10 protein-coding genes are annotated in these 17222 nt (G+C 61.3%); 3 read left to right on the plus strand and 7 right to left on the minus strand.

Translation table 11 applies throughout. The annotated features are described in order from the left end of the window. Window positions 1-8: 8 nt before the first annotated feature. The 3 genes from GA0071312_RS01320 to GA0071312_RS01335 all read right to left on the minus strand — a co-directional run bounded on the left by GA0071312_RS01320 (window position 9) and on the right by GA0071312_RS01335 (window position 2741). A complete protein-coding gene (locus GA0071312_RS01320) occupies window positions 9-713 on the minus strand; it encodes a 2OG-Fe dioxygenase family protein (RefSeq protein WP_074444100.1) in 705 nt (234 codons plus the stop codon). A gap of 84 nt (window positions 714-797) precedes the next feature. Continuing rightward, entirely contained in the window at window positions 798-1409 is a 612-nt protein-coding gene (locus GA0071312_RS01325; protein WP_238947118.1) for a sulfotransferase family protein, read from the minus strand. A gap of 618 nt (window positions 1410-2027) precedes the next feature. After that, a complete protein-coding gene (locus GA0071312_RS01335) occupies window positions 2028-2741 on the minus strand; it encodes a class I SAM-dependent methyltransferase (protein WP_083204211.1) in 714 nt (237 codons plus the stop codon). Window positions 2742-3001: 260 nt separating this feature from the next. Between GA0071312_RS01335 and GA0071312_RS01340 the strand changes: the two genes are divergently transcribed. Continuing rightward, window positions 3002-4177, plus strand: a complete 1176-nt coding sequence (locus GA0071312_RS01340) for a vWA domain-containing protein (RefSeq protein WP_074444101.1) — start codon at window positions 3002-3004, stop codon at window positions 4175-4177. 63 nt (window positions 4178-4240) lie between these two features. Here GA0071312_RS01340 and GA0071312_RS01345 read toward each other — a convergent pair whose 3' ends face one another. The 3 genes from GA0071312_RS01345 to GA0071312_RS01355 all read right to left on the minus strand — a co-directional run bounded on the left by GA0071312_RS01345 (window position 4241) and on the right by GA0071312_RS01355 (window position 9212). Next, a complete protein-coding gene (locus tag GA0071312_RS01345; RefSeq protein WP_238947049.1) occupies window positions 4241-4582 on the minus strand; it encodes a DUF805 domain-containing protein in 342 nt (113 codons plus the stop codon). 146 nt (window positions 4583-4728) lie between these two features. Beyond that, window positions 4729-7878 carry an efflux RND transporter permease subunit gene (locus GA0071312_RS01350; protein ID WP_074443308.1) on the minus strand — a complete coding sequence of 1050 codons (3150 nt, stop codon included), beginning with the start codon at window positions 7876-7878 and terminating at the stop codon, window positions 4729-4731. Further along, window positions 7875-9212, minus strand: coding sequence for an efflux RND transporter periplasmic adaptor subunit (locus GA0071312_RS01355; RefSeq protein WP_131817671.1), 1338 nt, complete (start codon window positions 9210-9212; stop codon window positions 7875-7877). The genes GA0071312_RS01350 and GA0071312_RS01355 overlap by 4 nt, the downstream gene beginning before the upstream one ends. Before the next feature lie 354 nt (window positions 9213-9566). On the opposite strand from GA0071312_RS01355, the gene GA0071312_RS01360 reads away from it, so the two are divergent. Next, entirely contained in the window at window positions 9567-12002 is a 2436-nt protein-coding gene (locus tag GA0071312_RS01360) for a hypothetical protein (RefSeq protein WP_074443310.1), read from the plus strand. A gap of 86 nt (window positions 12003-12088) precedes the next feature. Here GA0071312_RS01360 and GA0071312_RS01365 read toward each other — a convergent pair whose 3' ends face one another. Further along, window positions 12089-14251, minus strand: a complete 2163-nt coding sequence (locus GA0071312_RS01365) for a hypothetical protein (RefSeq protein WP_074443311.1) — start codon at window positions 14249-14251, stop codon at window positions 12089-12091. A 433-nt stretch (window positions 14252-14684) separates the two neighbouring features. On the opposite strand from GA0071312_RS01365, the gene GA0071312_RS01370 reads away from it, so the two are divergent. Further along, entirely contained in the window at window positions 14685-17183 is a 2499-nt protein-coding gene (locus GA0071312_RS01370) for a hypothetical protein (protein ID WP_074443312.1), read from the plus strand. Window positions 17184-17222 lie beyond the last annotated feature (39 nt).

The following is a 17222-nucleotide window of genomic DNA, read 5'->3' on the forward strand; positions in this document are numbered from 1 at the left end:
AGGCGGGGTCAATCATGCTTGATCAAAGCTGGATCGGCGACTTGCCCAGTGTGTGTGCGTTCCCATTCCGGACCGTATTTGCCGCGCGACCATTCGATGAAGCCGATTGCAAAAATGTCTCTGTGACCATCACTTCCGCTGTCCTGAACCAATACCTGCGAGGCATCATGAAACAAACGAGTGTCGTCAATGATAATCGCTTCGCCTTCCTGCAGAGTTTCGCGAAAAACTATGGACTTGTTTTTATCGAATAACGTAGTTTCACCACCTACGACATTATTGCGCCGAACGCAAATCATAAGAATATAATTTGCGCCGTCACGGTGCGGGCCCTCCGGGACCGGGCTGCCGGGAATGCCAGGTTTAGCCACGACGCGGTACTGGTGTACGTTGATCTGCCAGTCGATGCACGCGTCCGGCTTGATGACATCGACTGCTTTTTTTAAAAATGGCGACACATCAACCTTGATCCCCCGAAAATACCGCAGGATGCCGCCAGCTAAAGGGTTGTTTAGCTTTGGTTGCAGAAATGGACGAAGCGGTAGTTTTTCGAAATTCCAAGCGTCGCCAGAATGAGACATCTTCAACTGACAAAATCGACGCTTGCGGATCCCGTTTGCGAAATACTCATCTCGATCGAGGTCATCGAAACTATTGGCGACTTCAGGAGAAACATTGATAGAAACCTTCTCAAATAATTTAGAATCAAACATTATATTTCCTTTCGTCCTTTTCTTGCTCTGCATTTTGAACACGCAGCCAATCGCGTCAAGCTGCAGAAGTGTTCCATCAATAATCTACTTTGCTGTTTTCCATTCTAAAGGCATAATAGCTGATGCGGAATTGGCGACTCGCACGAATTCCTTGTATCGGTCAAGGCCGTCTATGCGATGCGGCTCATTTTTGTAGCCTTTTTCGCGGGTAATCTGTCTTTGTCCAAGCTCGGAGAGATACCTTGCAAAGTCCGGATTTACAGGCAGGTCCAACCAATTCAATATTGCTGTCGTGGTTCCCTCTATATCTTCGACAAAGCGCTCGTAGGCAACCAAAAATTTCCGGTTTTTGGGAAGCTTTTCGTAAAATACCATCATTTTCTTGCACTCCTCCAGCCGAAACAGGTTGTTGGCTTCTTGCCAACCAGCGAGCGCCGTGGGGTCTATCCCGGTCTTTGCATGCGTCGAGTTGAGGGATAGGGATTGATAGGAACTGATGGACAGATCGGGGTCGCGAACGACAAAGATGAAGCGTGCGTCGGGTTGCCGCTCATAGAGTGCTTCGTAGAACTCGACACTCTCGTTTTCCTTCAGTAGAACAGGCTTCTCCATTGCACCGTTGAGATATTTTGACTTGTTGACAACATCTTCAAAAACTCTTTGAAGCCTTCTTGTCTCTGAGGCGGTTACATTCACAAAACTCAAGACACTTCTAAGAAGCTCGGGGATTGGAATCTAAGAAGCTCGGGGATTGGAAAACGCCGAAATACAAAGAAGTGATGATACATGCGCTCTTCGAGGAAAATGCCGTGCTCTTCGTAATCACCCAACTTGTGACTGTGAAGTTTTGAAGCAAGCGCGCCGGAGTCCGTCTGTGGCCAATAGTCGCGACGATGGACCCAGGGTTCGAGGCCGGTGAACCTCAGGCCCTTCCAGAGCCAGACGAAGGGATAACGCATTTCACAATGCCGAATTGAATGAAGATGCTCACAATTTGATAGAGTACGGTGTATGAAAGTCGTTCCGGAGCGTGGCTGCCCGACTAGGCAGACAGGGGCCGTATCCGCTTTATTTATGGCTCGGCCTACAACTAATTTATCCAGGTACCATGCAAGTGAAAGAAACGGGAAGGCTGCAAAATCCGAAAGGAGATATTGGATAAGCCTTGCCTTCGGACGACGACCAATTTCGCGAGAGGTGGCAACGCTTCGGAATACCGCGAAATAGCTTTTCCAGACAGGGAAGGGCGAACAAACGTAAAGCAACGCGATGCACGCAATGGCTCCAATAAAAATCATCGGAAGGCCTCCATACTTAGCTCTTTGCGACCTTTAAAAATGCCCAGCAAATGTCTTCATCAGGATTGCCAGTGACCAATTCGCGTCCCGTCGGTGCAACAAGTTTGCCCTCCGGGATCTGCTGAAAGGTAGGACTGTAATAAACAATTTCGACGATCTTCAGTCCTGCCCGTCGAATGGTCGTTTCCAGATCCTCTATGCCATAGAGTCGGCGGCCTCCGATTTTGAAAACGCCAGATCCCGGGACGACAAACGTTATGAACAACCCGATACCGTCGGCTTTCATCACTCTTGCTATCTCGGAGAGCACAGCATGATCAGCGTTGACATCGATCTCTCTACCATAGGCTGCAGTTCCCATCCAATGAAGAAGTTGGGGGAAGGTAACCGCGTCAAAACTATTGTCTTCAAACGGAAGTGACACGGCATCTCCGATGGTCATTTTAAACGGGAAATAATCCGCAAGCGGATGATCGCGCACATCCACCATATCCACCTCGTAATTAGAAGCTATACCAATTAACCAAAATATATTTGAGCCTATATCTAGAATACGTTTCGTATTTTGTTTATCACGAAGATTCCTGCTTATCCATCCGAGCCAAAACATTTGACGTTTTATTGTTTGAGATGGGTCGTATGACACAAAATCGATTTCTGTTTTTTCGTCTAAAATAGAAAAACTTCGTTCTTGAGCGTAAATCTCTTGATCCGCTGGTAATTTATTCATTGCAGAATACCCATTTCTTAAGAAGTCAGTTTTTTGGATCCTATTTTGTGAATCTGGCGAAATCAACCCATGAGTGCTTCACTTCGTGCTTCACATGACGTCGCAGATTGGCATTGGCGGCACCTCGTAAGGCGCTGATCAGAGCGGCGAGGGAATATGCGCGAATGGGGCCCGTCATCCGGGAGCAGCCATCCGCGGACCTTTCGGTTGCGCCCTTCAATCGGCTTGACGTCCGCGCGCCCGTGGCCAACACTGCCTCCATGCTGCTCGATTTCTTCACCACCCTGCGCGCCGCCAAGGTGCCTGTGACGCTACGGGAATACCTCTCGCTGCTGGAGGCGCTGGATCATGATCTGGCGGAGAAGCGCGTGGAGGATTTCTACTACCTCGCGCGCGCCATCATGGTGAAGGACGAGCGCAATCTCGACAAGTTCGACCGCGCCTTCGCCACCTGCTTCGAGGGGTTCGAACTGATGAGCGAGGCGCTTGAGGCGCAGGGCATCCCGGAGGAATGGCTGCGCAAGCTCGCCGAAAAGCATCTCAGCGAGGAGGAGCGGCGCGAGATCGAGGCGATGGGCTGGGACAAGCTGTTCGAGACGCTCAAGCAGCGGCTGGAGGAGCAGAAGAAGCGCCATCAGGGCGGCTCGAAATGGATCGGCACCGCCGGCACTTCCCCCTACGGCGCCTATGGCTACAACCCGGAAGGCATCCGCATCGGCCAGGACGGCAACCGCAATTTCCGCGCGGTGAAGGTCTGGGACAAACGCGAATTCCGTGATCTCGACGATACCCGCGAGCTCGGCACCCGCAACATGCGCGTCGCGCTGCGCCGCCTGCGCCGCTTCGCCCGCACCGGCGCGGCCGAGGAGCTCGATCTCGAGGGAACCATCCGCGGCACGGCGGAGAAGGGCTATCTCGACGTGAAGATGCGGCCCGAGCGGCGCAATGCGGTGAAGGTGCTGCTCTTTCTCGATGTCGGCGGCTCGATGGACTGGCATATCGAGCGCGCGGAGGAGCTTTTCTCCGCCGCGCGGGCGGAATTCAAGCATTTCGAGCATTTCTACTTCCACAACTGCCCCTATGAGGGCGTGTGGAAGGATAATCGCCGCCGCCGCACCGCGATCACGCCGACCCTCGACGTGATCCGCACCTATGGCGAGGATTACCGCCTCGTCTTCGTCGGCGACGCCGCGATGAGCCCCTACGAGATCGTCATGGCCGGCGGCTCGGTGGAGCACTGGAACGAGGAGGCCGGCCAGGTCTGGATGGAGCGGCTGCTGGGCCATTTTCACAAGGCGGCCTGGCTCAACCCGGTGCCGGAGGCGCATTGGGGCTACACCCATTCCATCGGCATCATCCGGCAGCTGATGGAGGGCCGGATGTTCCCGCTCACCGTCGCGGGGCTCGACCGGGCAATGAAGGCGTTATCGCGCTGAGGCGATCTGGCGCGCGCTCTCGCGTTGAGAATTTCGCGCATTGGGAATTCGGCACGCCGGGAATCAGCGTCCCGCGATCGGATCGGCGCCGAATCGGTTCGCGCCGGACGTCCCTTCGATAATGCCGAGATCGACGATGGCCCAGATCAGGCCGAGAACGGGCACGAACAGGATCAGCACCCACCAGCCGGACTTGTCGCGATCATGGAAGCGCTTGATGTGCAGCATGATGCCGGCGACCAGCAGCAGAATGCTGAGAATGAACGGGATCAGCCCGTCCACGCCGAACAGCGCGTTCAGAACGAGCCAGGCGCCGAACAGGATGACGACGCCGATCCACCAGCGCTGCCGCTCGATGCGCCCTTCCGGCGACGTGAAAAGATAAGCGAAATCCAGATTGCCCATGAGGCCCCCTGCTGTCCTCGTGCATTGACCGACATTCGTAACGCGATTCGATCACGGCGCGAAATGCCCGACGGAAATGCACGACAGGCAATTTTGTTCACAGGCCTGGATCATGTCCTGGAAGAAACGTCTCGGCCCGACCCGCCTCAATACTGCGCCGGACGCGGGCGCAAGCCGGCGAGGCGGAGATACCCGCGCTTCATCCGGCCGAAATCATCGGCGATGCCGAGCATGGCGGGGACGACGAAGAGAATCACCAGCGCCGCGACCGCCAGACCGAAGCTGAGCGTGATGGCGATGGGGATGAGGAACTGCGCCTGCAGGCTCTGCTCCATGATCAGCGGCGCCATGCCCCCCGCCGTGGTCAGCGAAGTCAGCAACACGGCGCGGAAGCGGTCCACGGAGGAGCCCACTGCCGCCGATTCATGCGCCTCGCCCTGGCGGACGCGCTCATTGTAGCGATCAACCAGCACGATCGAGCCGTTCACCAGAATGCCTGACAGCCCCAGCAATCCGATCATCGAAAGGAAGGCAAACTGGAAACCGAGCAACCAGTGACCGAGCACGGCCCCGATAAAGCCGAAGGGGATGATCGCCATCACCAGAAGCGGCTGCGTCCAGTTCTGGAAGACGAGCGCGAGGATCACGTAGATGGCCGCCAGCGCGATGATGGCGCCGAGACCGAGATCGGCAAAAGCGCGACCCTGCGTCTCCGCCTGGCCACCGGTCTGCGTCTGCACGCCGAAGCGCTCGCGGATTTCGGGGAGGATCTCCTCTTCGAGCGAAGCACGCACCTCGCCGGCGGGCGTGATGTCGGAATTGACGTCCGCAGTCACGGAAACCGCAATCTGTCCGTCGCGGCGCTGGATCAGGCCGAAGGCTTCGCGCTCCTCGATCGCCACGACGTCTCCCAGACGCACCATGGCGCCGGAGGGTGTGCGCAGGGTCATGTCCAGCAGGCCGGCAATATCGCCGATCCGATCGGGCTGTCGCACGCGGATGGTGACTTCCTCGTCCCCGGCGGCGAATCGCATCGCGACGACCCCCTGATAGGCGGCACGGACCTGTGAGGCGATCACCTCGGGATCGAGGCCGAGCGCCATGCCGCGCGGGGTCTGACGCAGAATCAGCTCGTTCTTGCCGAGCGGCGTATCATCCTTGATGCCCGATGCTGCGGGGTAATCGGCCAGACGGTCTTTCAGCAGATCCGCAGCCGCCTTGAGCGTCAGGAGGTCGGCGCCCGTCAGGCGGATATCGACATCCGAGCCCGGCGGGCCGGATGCGCGGGCACCGATGGAGAACTCGTCGAGACCGGAAAGCGGCGGAACCCCCTCGCGCAGATAGCGTATCACCTCGGGCGTGCGCAATGTGCGCTCCTCGCCGGGCGTGAGCTCGATATCGATCATGGCGAGATTGGAGCCACGGTCCTGCCCCGCCTGGCCGAGCCGCGCGTAATGGAAGACCACGACGCGCTCGCCATACTCCTCGCCGAGCCGCGCATCCGTCTCGTCGATCGCCTGTTCGAGGCTGCGCAGATGCGCGCGCATCCGCTCTTCCGACATGCCCGGCGCGAAGCGCATCTCCGCACTGACGAACTCGGCTTCCGGCGTCGGGAAAAAGGTGAACTGCACCCGCCCGCCGGCAATCAGCCCGACGGCCAGGATCAGCGCGCCGACGACCAGCGCGACAGTCGCGTACCGCCAGCGTAAGGCAATTGTCGCCAGACGGCGCACCGGCCCGTTACGGAAGCGATCGACGCCGCGCTCCATGCCCTTGCGGATACGCGCCCAGCGCCCGTCAGGCCCGGATCGTGCCCGTTCCTGCGCCGTGAGCGCATGGCGCAGATGGGTCGGCAGGACGATGAAGCTCTCGACCAGCGCCGCGCCCAGCGCCACGACCACGACCAGCGGAATCGCCATGATGATCTGCCCGACCACGCCGGAAATCATGAAAACGGGCAGAAACGCCGCCTGGGTCGTCGTGGTCGCGGCGATCACGGGGACCAGCATGCGCATGGCCGCACCCTCGGCCGCCTCCATGGGCGACTTGCCCTGCTCGTGCAGGGTCACCGCATGTTCGCCGACGATGATCGCGTCGTCGACGAGAATGCCCAGCACCAGGATCAGGCCGAGCAGCGAGATCGCGTTGATGGACTGCCCCGTCGCCCACATCAGGACGAAGGTCGCCAGCAGCGCCACCGGTATCCCCGCCGCCACCCAGAGCGCGACGCGCGTATTCAGGAAAAGCAGCAGCACCAGAACGATGATCGCCATGCCCATCAGCGCATTCGAACTCAGCGTGGCGATGCGCTGGTCGACCACCTCGGCGCGCACGTCGAACAGTTCCGCCGTCACGTTGGGCGGGAGGCCGGCGCGCAGGGTCTCGACGTAATCACGGGCCGCATTCATCGATTCGAGGGTATCGGCACTCTCTGCACGCTGGATATCGAGCAGAATGGCGGGCTGCCCGTCGTGAAAAAGCCGTACACCGCCGTCACGCATGGCGCTGCGCACCTGCGCGATGTCACGCAACAGGATGCGCTCGCCGTCGGGCCCTGCGCGGATCTCGATTTCGCCGATACCCTGGGGCCTGTCGGTTCGCGACAGCGTGCGCAGGGTGCGCTCCGCCCCGCCTTCCAGATTGCCCAGAGGCTGGTTCTGATTGATCGCGGCGATGCGGCGCGCGACCTCGTCGCCGGTCAGGCCGAGCCGGCGCAATTCCCGCGAATCCGCATCGACCCAGACCTCGCGGGCGCGTTTGCCGACAAAGCTGATCTTGTCGATCCCGGCATTCAGGAATCCGTCACGCGCTTCACGCGCCACCTCCTGCAGCGCGCGCTCTTCGATATCGCCATAGATGGCGAGCATCGCCACCGTTTCGAAGAATTCCACACGCGTGATCACCGGGCTCTCGGCGGCGCTGGGCAGGGTGGTGATCCCCGCCACCGCCTGCTCGACATCGGAGAGCGCCTTGGACATGTCGGCGCCCTCCTCGAATTCGAGGACGATGCGCGCCGAGCCCTCCACCGCATAGGAGGAAATGTTGTCCACCCGGTCGAGGAAGCGCAGTTCCGGCTCCATCACATCGAGAACGCCGGAGGAGATGTCGTCGGGGCTCGCCCCCTGCCAGGCGACCGTGACGAAGATGGTCGGGATCTGGACCGTGGGGAAGAACTGGGTGTTGAGCCGGCCCAAAGCCAGCAATCCCAGCAGACAGACCGAGATGGCGAGCAGATTCGCCGCGACGCGGTGATGCAGGAAACCGCGAATGATGCTCTGGAGGAAGCCGCCGCTCACTCACGCACCTCGACGAGCTGGCCGGAAGCCGCCGCACCGAGGCGCGACACCAGCACCGAAGCGCCATCGGGAATATCGCCCGCGACGATCACCCCCTCGGCGGCAAAGCTGAGCACGGTAACCGGCATGCGCTCCAGCCGGTCGTCGACAATCAGAAAGACGCTGTCTTCATACAGCGCATCAGGCGGGAGCAATATCGCATCCTCACGCAGGAGATCGGGCATCTCGACCTCGATGAAGGTGCCGGGGCGCAGAACGTCAAGCGCAGGGTCGTCGAGGGCTGTATCCTCGATATCGATCTTCGCAAAGGCGGCGAAACTCGCATCCGCGACCTGTGGCGCCACGCGTGTCACGGTCGCCTCGCGCGTGAGCATGCTGTCACCCGCGCGCCAGATCACCATCACGTCGCTTCCGGTGATCTCGTCATCCGCCGCAAGACGCGCATATTGGCTATCCGACAATGAAAAACGCGCTTCGAGGCGCTCCGTCGCGACCAGCGTGGCGATGCGTTCATTGCTGCCGATGATCTTGCCTTCCTCGGCCTGCGGCGCCGAGATCAGCGCGTCGAACGGCGCGCGCAGGACCGTATCGTCGAGATTGCGCTGCGCCTGGGCGACACCGAATTCCAGCCGCGCGATCGCCGCATCGAGCTGGTCACGCTGGGCTTCGAACACGGCGAGCTGGCTTTCACGGGCCTCCAGCGCCGATTCCGCCTGGGAGAGGCGCAGCAACGCATCGTCGAGTTGGCGCTCCGGCGCTGCGCCGCGCTCGGTGAGGGTGCGCAGCCGGTCGATTTCGCGTTCGGTGATCGTGAGCTGCTCGCGCGCCCGGGACATTGCCGCCTCTTCCTGAAGCACACGCGCATCCAGTTCCGCGATGCGGGCCCGGGTCTCGGCGAGATCGGCATTCGCGCGCACGAGCGCGCCCTCGAACGCGAACGGATCGATGCGCAGGAGTTCTTCCCCTTGCGCGATGCGCCCGCCCTCGACCAGCTGGTCCGACACCGAAACGACCTGGCCCGCCACCAGCGCGCGCAGGTCGACGCTGCGGCCCGCGACGATTTCGCCGTAAAGCGTCAGTGTCGGGCGCAGATCAGCCCGCGCGACCGTTACCGCATCGACGAAACGCGGCTGTTCCGGCTGACGCTCCACCGGCACCGTCGGACGCGTGGCCTGCATGTAGGCAAAGCCGGCAAATGCGCCGGCCAGCAGCAGCAGCGGCAGGACGATCATCACGACAAGCCGCGTCAGTCTCCGCATGCGCTTGCCGAGACCGGCACGCGGTGCACGCGTGTTCGCCAGAAAGGGAGGCTCTTCGCCCGGCCGCGCATCCATCTTCATCGCATCCAAATTACAAAGGGCGCCTGCCCCAGGGTCGCCGTTTTATGTAACCGCTTCGCCCAGTCTTCGCACCTGCAAAATCACGTAGCTCTACGCAGATGCGGGCCGCCCGGATCAATCTGCTCATATCGTCTGGTCGCGACAGAATGCAAGGCTTCGGCATGCGGGCAAGCGCTGGCGGCAAATGCCGCGCTGATGCGCGTCGTTCAGGGCCGCGAAAGTGTCCGATGCAGCGGCGCATCAACGCGCCCAGCGATATCCTTGACAATTTTCAGCTGTTTCATTCAAAATGAGTTTTTAGGTTTTTCATTTTTGGATTTTCACACTCATGAGTTTTTTTTTGCTTTAATGTCGACGCCGCTGCCGCAAAAGCGCGATACCACATACGATGCTACCGGTCGCGGCGCCCCCGCTTTCACCAATGCAATGATGACGAAGGGCGCGACCGGTGTGGTGGGGCCGATCCCCCTGCCCTCGCGGTCGGATGTCGATCGCGCGGCAGCACAGATGTATACCGTGTTCTTCGGCGATGGCGCCGATCATCTCGGCAATGCCGCGCGCCGCAGCTTCGAGCTGCCCTCGCCCCATATCCATCTCGACGGCGCCATTGTCGGGGTGGCCATCCGCTACCGCGATGAACTCGCGCACATGCGCGCGCAGCATTCCGATGAGGAATTGCGCGCCGTCACCCGCGCCGGGGCGCAGGCTGCGCTCATTGCGCTCGATCGCGGCGACACCATCGGATTCCTGGCCTCGTTCCAGGCCAACATCTTCACCGCCATGAATGGCAAGAGCGGCGAGATCCTGCACGATCGGAACATCGCCGCAAGCGGCAACCTGGTCGGGCCGGACAGGCTGTTCCCGGAATGGGACCCGGAAAACCGCACCCTCGGGCCGCAATCCCCGGGTCTCGATTTCGAGCCGGGCGGCTGGCAACCGGGTGATCTGCGGCCCGGTGAACTGCAGTCTGATCCGAGGCGGGAAAATCCCATGCCAGACAATTTCATGCAGATCGGCCCGTCGCAGTCGCCTCCGCAGAACGGTCTGCAATTCGATCCGCAGGAATTCCAATGGCCCGCGCCGGACGGCCTGACATGGCAGGATCCCTCACAAGGGCTGATGCGCCCTATGGAAGCAGCCGCGCGTGACACGCTCGAGCAACACTTCAGGCACATGGAAGACGCGGCGCGCGAGGCCATCGAACGCAGCCTCGGCAATTCGCCTTTCCTCACCGGCACCGATCCGATCGCGGAGGCAATCGAGGAGCACGGTCCCCTGATCGAGATCTTCCTGCACGCCCGGCGCGCGCAAGTCGCGCCCGGCCCGACCGGCGGCGCGCTCCCCACGCTTCCCGCTCCGTCGAGCGCGACGGCGAATGTCCTGCGCCGTCTGCAGCCGGCCATGGCGGCCATGGTTGTCAACCGGCTCGGGACGAGCCTCGGTGACGTTCCGCATATCTACCGCGAAGCACTGGCGCAGGCCTTGGTGAAGGGGGACCCGGAGGATCCGTTCATCGCGCGCGCATCGAAACTCCTCATCGCCACAGCCCGTGCCGCCACAGCCCCCGCATCCACCGCCCGGGACGCTGCGAACAGCGCGCCTCTCGACGAAGCCGAAACCGCTTTCCTGGATATCCAGATCCGCGAAGGCAGGCTGACGATGGAGCAATTCGCGCATTTCAGGGCCATGAATCCGGACCTGCGCCCCGCGATCCTGATTCACAGGATCGTCCGTTTCAATGCGGGGGAGGACGTCCCGGGCCTGCGCCTGACGGAGGCCGACCGCCTCCCGGAGATTGACCCCTCCGCCGATATCGCGCAGCCGGCCGATCTGGTGCATTCCTGGGGGGATATCCGGAGGGTGCTGGACGAACGCTATGGCATGCGCCTCACGGATGCCTCTCGCGATGCGGTCGTGCGTGGCCTCGCACGCCATTCCGAAGCGGAAATGTGCGCCATCGTCAATGCCGCGATCCCGTATCTGGACCGGATCGAGGCCGCTTATCCCGGCCTGCTGGGCGGGCTCTCCTTCACGCCCTATGCACCGAATCCGCCGGCGCCCTACCCGGAAGAACTGGGCCCCTATAATGGCCTCTCGAACACACGGAACGGTACCATCTTCCTGATGACTGTGCTCGATTTCTATCGACGCTCGGCAGATCACGAGACCGATGGTGAGACGAAGTTCATGCTCACGCTGTTTCACGAGATCGGGCACGCGATTGCCTCGAAGGCACCTGCCGAGGTGCAGGATTTCGGCCTCAATCTGAGTCCGGTCCTCGAAATCCGCAGTCTCGCCTCGACCAATGCGGGCGAAGACGCCATGCCGAAGGACGAGGCGCTGGAACGCCTGTTCCCGCATCTGCCACCGGAAAACCGGCTTGCACGGCTGTTCATGCATTACCACGTGCGCATCGACGATGCCGAGCGGCTCGCCTTCGAGCATGCCGGCCAGCCCATCCCGGATGCCGTGAGCTACGAGGGCACCTTGCAGGTCTATCGCGCGCTGCCTGTGGAGGTGACCGAGCTGTTGCCGATGCTCATTTCGAAATACTCGGGCACGAACAACGACGAGGCCTTCGCAGAGGCAGTTGCGCATCATTTCGCCGACCGGGGCTATGCCTCCTACCCGGACACCATTCTCCCACATTCGACCGAGCGCCCGCGCGGTCCGTTGCCCGGCAATCTGCAGATGCTTCTGGAGCGCACATTCTTCGTGGCAAGCCGTCGCGAGGGCGTGGCAGGCGCAGCCGCCTATCCGGAATTCTCCGGCGACCACGAGTGAGCCGACACCGCCAGCGCGCGCACGAAAAAGCGCCCCGGGATCGGTCCGGGGCGCTTTTCGTCGTGCTCAACCAGCCGGGACAGGCTTCACTGCGCCTCGTCGGGCTGCCATTCCGGGGCCCAGGATGATGTGGGACCGGTATTCCCTCGAGCTTCCCCCATGACATCCCCCGCCCGCTCGCGCAGAAAATCGGGCAGCGGGGCCCCGAGCGTGGTCGAGATGAAGGGCGCTCCCACCTCGGAGCGTGGTTCAACGGGTTCCCCGCGGAGGAAGAATGCCAGAGTCTCGGCCGCGAATTCGTTATCATTCGTGCGCGCATAGAATGTCGCGTATTCGTCTGCGCTATCGCGCGGCGCTTCACTCGGGCGCTGCATGATCCGAAGCGTGCCGGGATGCTCTCGCCATGTCTCCGGAATCCCCGACGCGTCAGTGATCTCCCCGGGATGCGGGCGCACGATATAATCGCGCCCCAGTCGCTCATATGCCTCGGCCATTGACAAGTCCGGGTAAAGGAAAGCAAGAGCCACATCGAGCGTTACCGCATCCTCGGAGGCATGGGTACTGAATTGCGTACCGACCTCGATGACGGTTTCGAGGCCTGCCTTGAGATCCTGCATGGCCGCAGGGGCAACAGAGGTCAGGGCGTGCCCGATTTCATGCGCATACGCATGCTCGGCCATATCGGGATGCGCTTCGCTCGTACCGCTAAGAATCTGCTGTATCCGCGTCGGTGTTTCGAGGAACATCAGCCCGATATCCGATGCCGTCAGTCCCAGATTGTTGCCCCGCTCCGACAGATCCGCCGGATTGGAGCCGCTCACGTCGATCTTGAGATTTCTGAGCGCGCCCGGAAACTGCTCTTCGATCCTGGAAAGCAGCGGGAGTAAGGCATTGCCCATCTCGATGACCTGCTCTTCACTGCGCGGGAAGACGATCTCGCGCCATTCATCGGGCAGATCCGGATTGCTGAGTATGTCGGTCAGAATGATACCGTATTCCCGCAGTGCCTCCTGGAGTTCGCCGACCGACTCGACGGTACGGGTCCCGTCCGCCCGTGAGGCATCGGAAACCGCGCCGGCGGGTCTAGCGGGTTGGGTCTCGACGGGCGGGAACGTCGTGCCCGGGGCAAAAACGCCCGGATCCGGCGGGATTTGTCGCTCTGGCTCGAATGACGGCGTATGGGGCTCGCGGTTAGCGGTATTGTTGTATGGTGGGACGCCTTGTGCCGTTTGCGGGAAACCCTCTGCATCCGCCGTCCGCCGCCCGTCAGGGCTGCTCGGCGTATCCGGCCCGAGCAGGCCTTCGCGGGTTTCTTCCATCGGAGGCGGCATGACGCTGCCATCACGCAGGATGGCGCGCAGTTCCTGCGGCACGCCCTCCAGCTCTCCGGCGTGCCGCAGGATGGCGCGCAGTTCCTGCGACACGCCGGAGAGCTGGAGGGCGGTCAGCAGCCCCATCGACTGACTCGCCGCCGTGTCTGCGTCGAAGAATCCGGCTTCATGCAGGTTTGCGTATTCCTCCCTGACCTGCGCGAGGGTCCCTTCGATGGTCAACAGCTGTGGCGCGCCGTCGGGATCGGTCGCCAGTGTCATGACCCGGATCCTGTCCTCCGGCCCGGCCCCGGCGTTGAAATCGGCGACATCGCGAAATGCGGCGCTGATCGCGGATGTCTCGGTCGGTTGACCGCCGCCAGCGCGGGTCTCGCGATCATATCCGGGCAGATCCGGAATGGTCAGGATGACACCGGGCGTCGTGGCGGGGAGGGTGTCGCCAAAACGATAATTCCCCAGGGTTTGCGGGGTCACGGCCGGGCGCGCCCCGGCTTGCGCGCCATCCGGGAGAAAGTCCGGATTGATGAAGAGGCTGCCGTCTTCGCGCAAGATGGCGATAATGACGTTGGGATCATCCGCCAAGACCATCATGCGCCGTCCGTCGGGGAGGGTCTCCCAGGCAATGTGACCGTCGAAGGTCACGCCCTCCTCGGCCAGGGCGCGCATCAGCGCGGCCATGTCATCCGGATTGGCGGTCGATTGCGCCATGGCGAGTTCGGTGAGAAGCGTCGCAACGCCGCCCGCGAGGCGCGCCGCACCGGCACCGAGCGGAACGGCCATGCCCTCCATGCCCAGCCGCCGCAGTGCTTCCAGAACGCCCTGCCCGACGAGTTCGCCCGCAGGCGCCGCAGCCTGAGCGACGAGCGGCTGGCCAGCCGTCGGGCTGGTCAGCGATGTTGGCCCTGCTGCCTTGGTCATGGATGAGGCAAACGCAGCATGAGAAGCACCGGAAGCGTCGGAGACCTTGCCGCCGGCAAGCGGGGAAAACGAAACGGATAATGTCATGAGTCTAACCAATTCAATGAATAAATAGTAGTATGAATTATAATTAATATAAAATCAAGAGATTCAATATGCTTTTTGAGCATGCATCAGAAAATTTCGAACCTCAGAAAATTTCGAACGGACGCGTCCTATCCGGCGCCGTGACGATCAATTGCCACGAAAATGGATATTTATATCTTAATTATATAATTAAAAATCATAGTTGATATTCTCTAATTATATTTTTATAGTTAACCAATTGCTATTTTTGAGTTCATGCATCCCGTTGATTCAAGCATTGCCCGGAGTTGCGACCATGGTGAGTATCGACCAGTCTATTTTTTCCCCCCATTCGCCCCATCGTCAGATGAACGGCCCTGACGAGGCGCCCTTCGGTCTTCCAGGGTCGACCGGGAAGGAGTTGTCGGGACCCGTTTCAGATCAACATCTGGCATTTGTCGGGCCCGGGGAACGCGCAACGAATCCCAATCTGTTTCATGGTCTCCTGAATCTGCTCGAGGCGGGGGCTCGGCTCACGGGTGCGCTTGCCGGCTACGCGACCGGCATCGGCTCGCAACTCCTGGAACAGCTTGTGTCCAATCCCACGGCGGATACCCGTGAGCTCGTCCGGATCATACGCGATCTCGAGGCGCGCGGGCTGGATATCGACAGTGCCGTCGCCCTGCGCGAGTTGCCGAACGGAGATATGGGCGTCTACGCCATACGCGACCCCGATGATCCGTTCCCGGAACTCCTCGCCACCATCAACGGGCAGACTGGCGAGATTACGGCGCAGCAGCCCGCCTCGGACCCTTCCGACCGGCTGGAGTGGAACCCCGACGACCGACCCGATCTCACATGGCAAGGGCTCGGTGTCCGGGGCGATGGCTGGCCACTCGACGAGATGCCTCCAATCGATTTCCCGCCAATGGACCCTAGGCCCCGATTTGATACTGCGGATTGGGAACGGCAATTCCCGGAAAGGTGGGACAACTTCTCACGGGACACCCGGACCTTCTCCGAAGACGCAGCTTCCTTCTTCGACCCGAAAACACGCGTCTTTGCCGGCGGTGGCGACTTTAACGTCTCTGGCGCTCCCGAGCTCCCCGGCTCAACACCACTGCATGGCGGATCCGCACAGAACGACGATGCGGTCGAGCGCCTGATGGAAGCTCTGGAAGCGGCACGGCGCATCACTCTCGATCCGGGCGGGTTCTTCGGCAACGGGGTCGATCCGCGCGATGCCATGTACGAGCGCTACGGCTATATCGGCCTCTTCGCCTATGATGTCGTGCAGGCGCAGAACAGCCCGCAGGACGGCTCGGGCGGCACTGCTGCGGCGGCCGGCGCATCCGCAGCCGTCGCGAATTATCTGCGCGTCCTCCCCGCAGAAATCGCCGCCGCCATTGTCAATAACCTCGCAGATCGCCTGGGCACGGTTCCGGACCTCTACCGCGACGCCCTCGCACAGGCCCTCGAGAAGGGTGATCCGGAGGATCCCGCGATTCAGCGGGCAAGACAGCTCCTGAGCGAAGCGGGCGCAGCCGATGATGCGCCCGCTGATGCCCTCCCGGCGCTCACGCCGGACGAAGAGGCCATCGTCACGCGTGAAATCCGGGCCGGCACTTTCACGCGCGAGGTCTTCGACGCGTTCCGTGAAGCCAATCCGGACATGCCCGTCGTGGAATTGGTGATCGAACTCTCGATGCTCATGCAGGGATACGATTCGCAACTGAACATGCCCGATCTCTATGGGCAGACATCGGAAGCGGGCGCCCCTGTCAATATCCGCGTATTCGGAGCGGATCCCGCTCTCGACGCCCGGACCATTGAAGAACTCGACCGCCTGATCGCACTCGGTGAATCCGGCGTTCCGCTCGATCCGCGCACCGAGGCTGCGGTGATGATCGCCGACCAGATTCGCAAGAATCTCGACACCATCGACCAGGCTCTGGTGATAACGGATGCACAAGGCCAACCGCTGGGCATGATGGTCTATACCACCTACCCCAATCCCGACGATCCGACAGGCCCGCGCGTCCTGTTCATTGAAGACATCGTCAGCTTCGCCCCGGGACAGGGTATCGGCCTCAAGCTGCTGCAGGAGGGATTCGCGCGCAGCGAGGGTATCCTCGAGCTGATCTCGCTGCCGGGCGCGGAAGAATACTATCTGAGCCTCGGTGCCGAGATCGTGCCGCCGGATCCCGATGCACCGTTCGCGACAAATTTCTATCCGCATCTGCGCTGGACGGATCGCCCCGAGCGTCGAGATGATGACGCCGGCGGCGCGTCCTCCACACAGGGCGCACCGGCTCCGGCTCAGGCAACAGGCGGAACCGGAACCGTCCGTCAGTATGGACAGGATCCTGCGTTGGATGCAGCGCTGATGCAGATGCTGGAGCAAGAGATCGCGATGGGCGACCCCACCGACCCCGACGTCACCGAATATGAGACGGACAGGGCAGAGATCGCCGCACAGATCATGACCAGCTTGCGAGGCAACGGCTCCGACGGGGCGCTGGTGCGCATGGATGACGATGGCCGACCGACGGGTGTCCTGCTCTACAGCCGTATCGCTCACCCCGATGAGTCCGGGCGCCCGAGCACCCTGATCGTGGACGACGTCATCAGCTTCTCCCCCGGCGCCGGCCTTGCCCTTTTGCAAGAGGCGTATGATCGCAGTGAAGGCTTCATGATGCTCTACGCCCTGCCTGGCGCTCTTCCCGCCTATCTCAGATATGGCGCGCAGGAGAGATCCGCTTCACCGGAGAACAACCAGCAGCTCCCCGCCGATTTCCGGGACAGCGATGATCCCATGCTCCTGTTCTGGCGACAGCGTCCGCAGCGAGCCGAGCAAGGTCAGTAACGAATGACGCTGACCGGCATGCCGGCCGACGCGGCAGCA

This window comes from Saliniramus fredricksonii, assembly GCF_900094735.1.
GTDB classification, from domain to species: domain Bacteria; phylum Pseudomonadota; class Alphaproteobacteria; order Rhizobiales; family Beijerinckiaceae; genus Saliniramus; species Saliniramus fredricksonii.

What these genes read in the sequence shown, in the direction of transcription:
- GA0071312_RS01335 (WP_083204211.1), bottom strand. Translation starts at nt 2,741, where the DNA reads ATGAATAAATTACCAGCGGATCAAGAGATTTACGCTCAAGAACGAAGT.
- GA0071312_RS01345 (WP_238947049.1), bottom strand. Translation starts at nt 4,582, where the DNA reads ATGGGCAATCTGGATTTCGCTTATCTTTTCACGTCGCCGGAAGGGCGC.
- GA0071312_RS01355 (WP_131817671.1), bottom strand. Translation starts at nt 9,212, where the DNA reads ATGGATGCGCGGCCGGGCGAAGAGCCTCCCTTTCTGGCGAACACGCGT.
- GA0071312_RS01320 (WP_074444100.1), bottom strand. Translation starts at nt 713, where the DNA reads ATGTTTGATTCTAAATTATTTGAGAAGGTTTCTATCAATGTTTCTCCT.
- GA0071312_RS01360 (WP_074443310.1), top strand. Translation starts at nt 9,567, where the DNA reads ATGTCGACGCCGCTGCCGCAAAAGCGCGATACCACATACGATGCTACC.
- GA0071312_RS01365 (WP_074443311.1), bottom strand. Translation starts at nt 14,251, where the DNA reads ATGACCAAGGCAGCAGGGCCAACATCGCTGACCAGCCCGACGGCTGGC.
- GA0071312_RS01340 (WP_074444101.1), top strand. Translation starts at nt 3,002, where the DNA reads ATGCTGCTCGATTTCTTCACCACCCTGCGCGCCGCCAAGGTGCCTGTG.
- GA0071312_RS01370 (WP_074443312.1), top strand. Translation starts at nt 14,685, where the DNA reads ATGAACGGCCCTGACGAGGCGCCCTTCGGTCTTCCAGGGTCGACCGGG.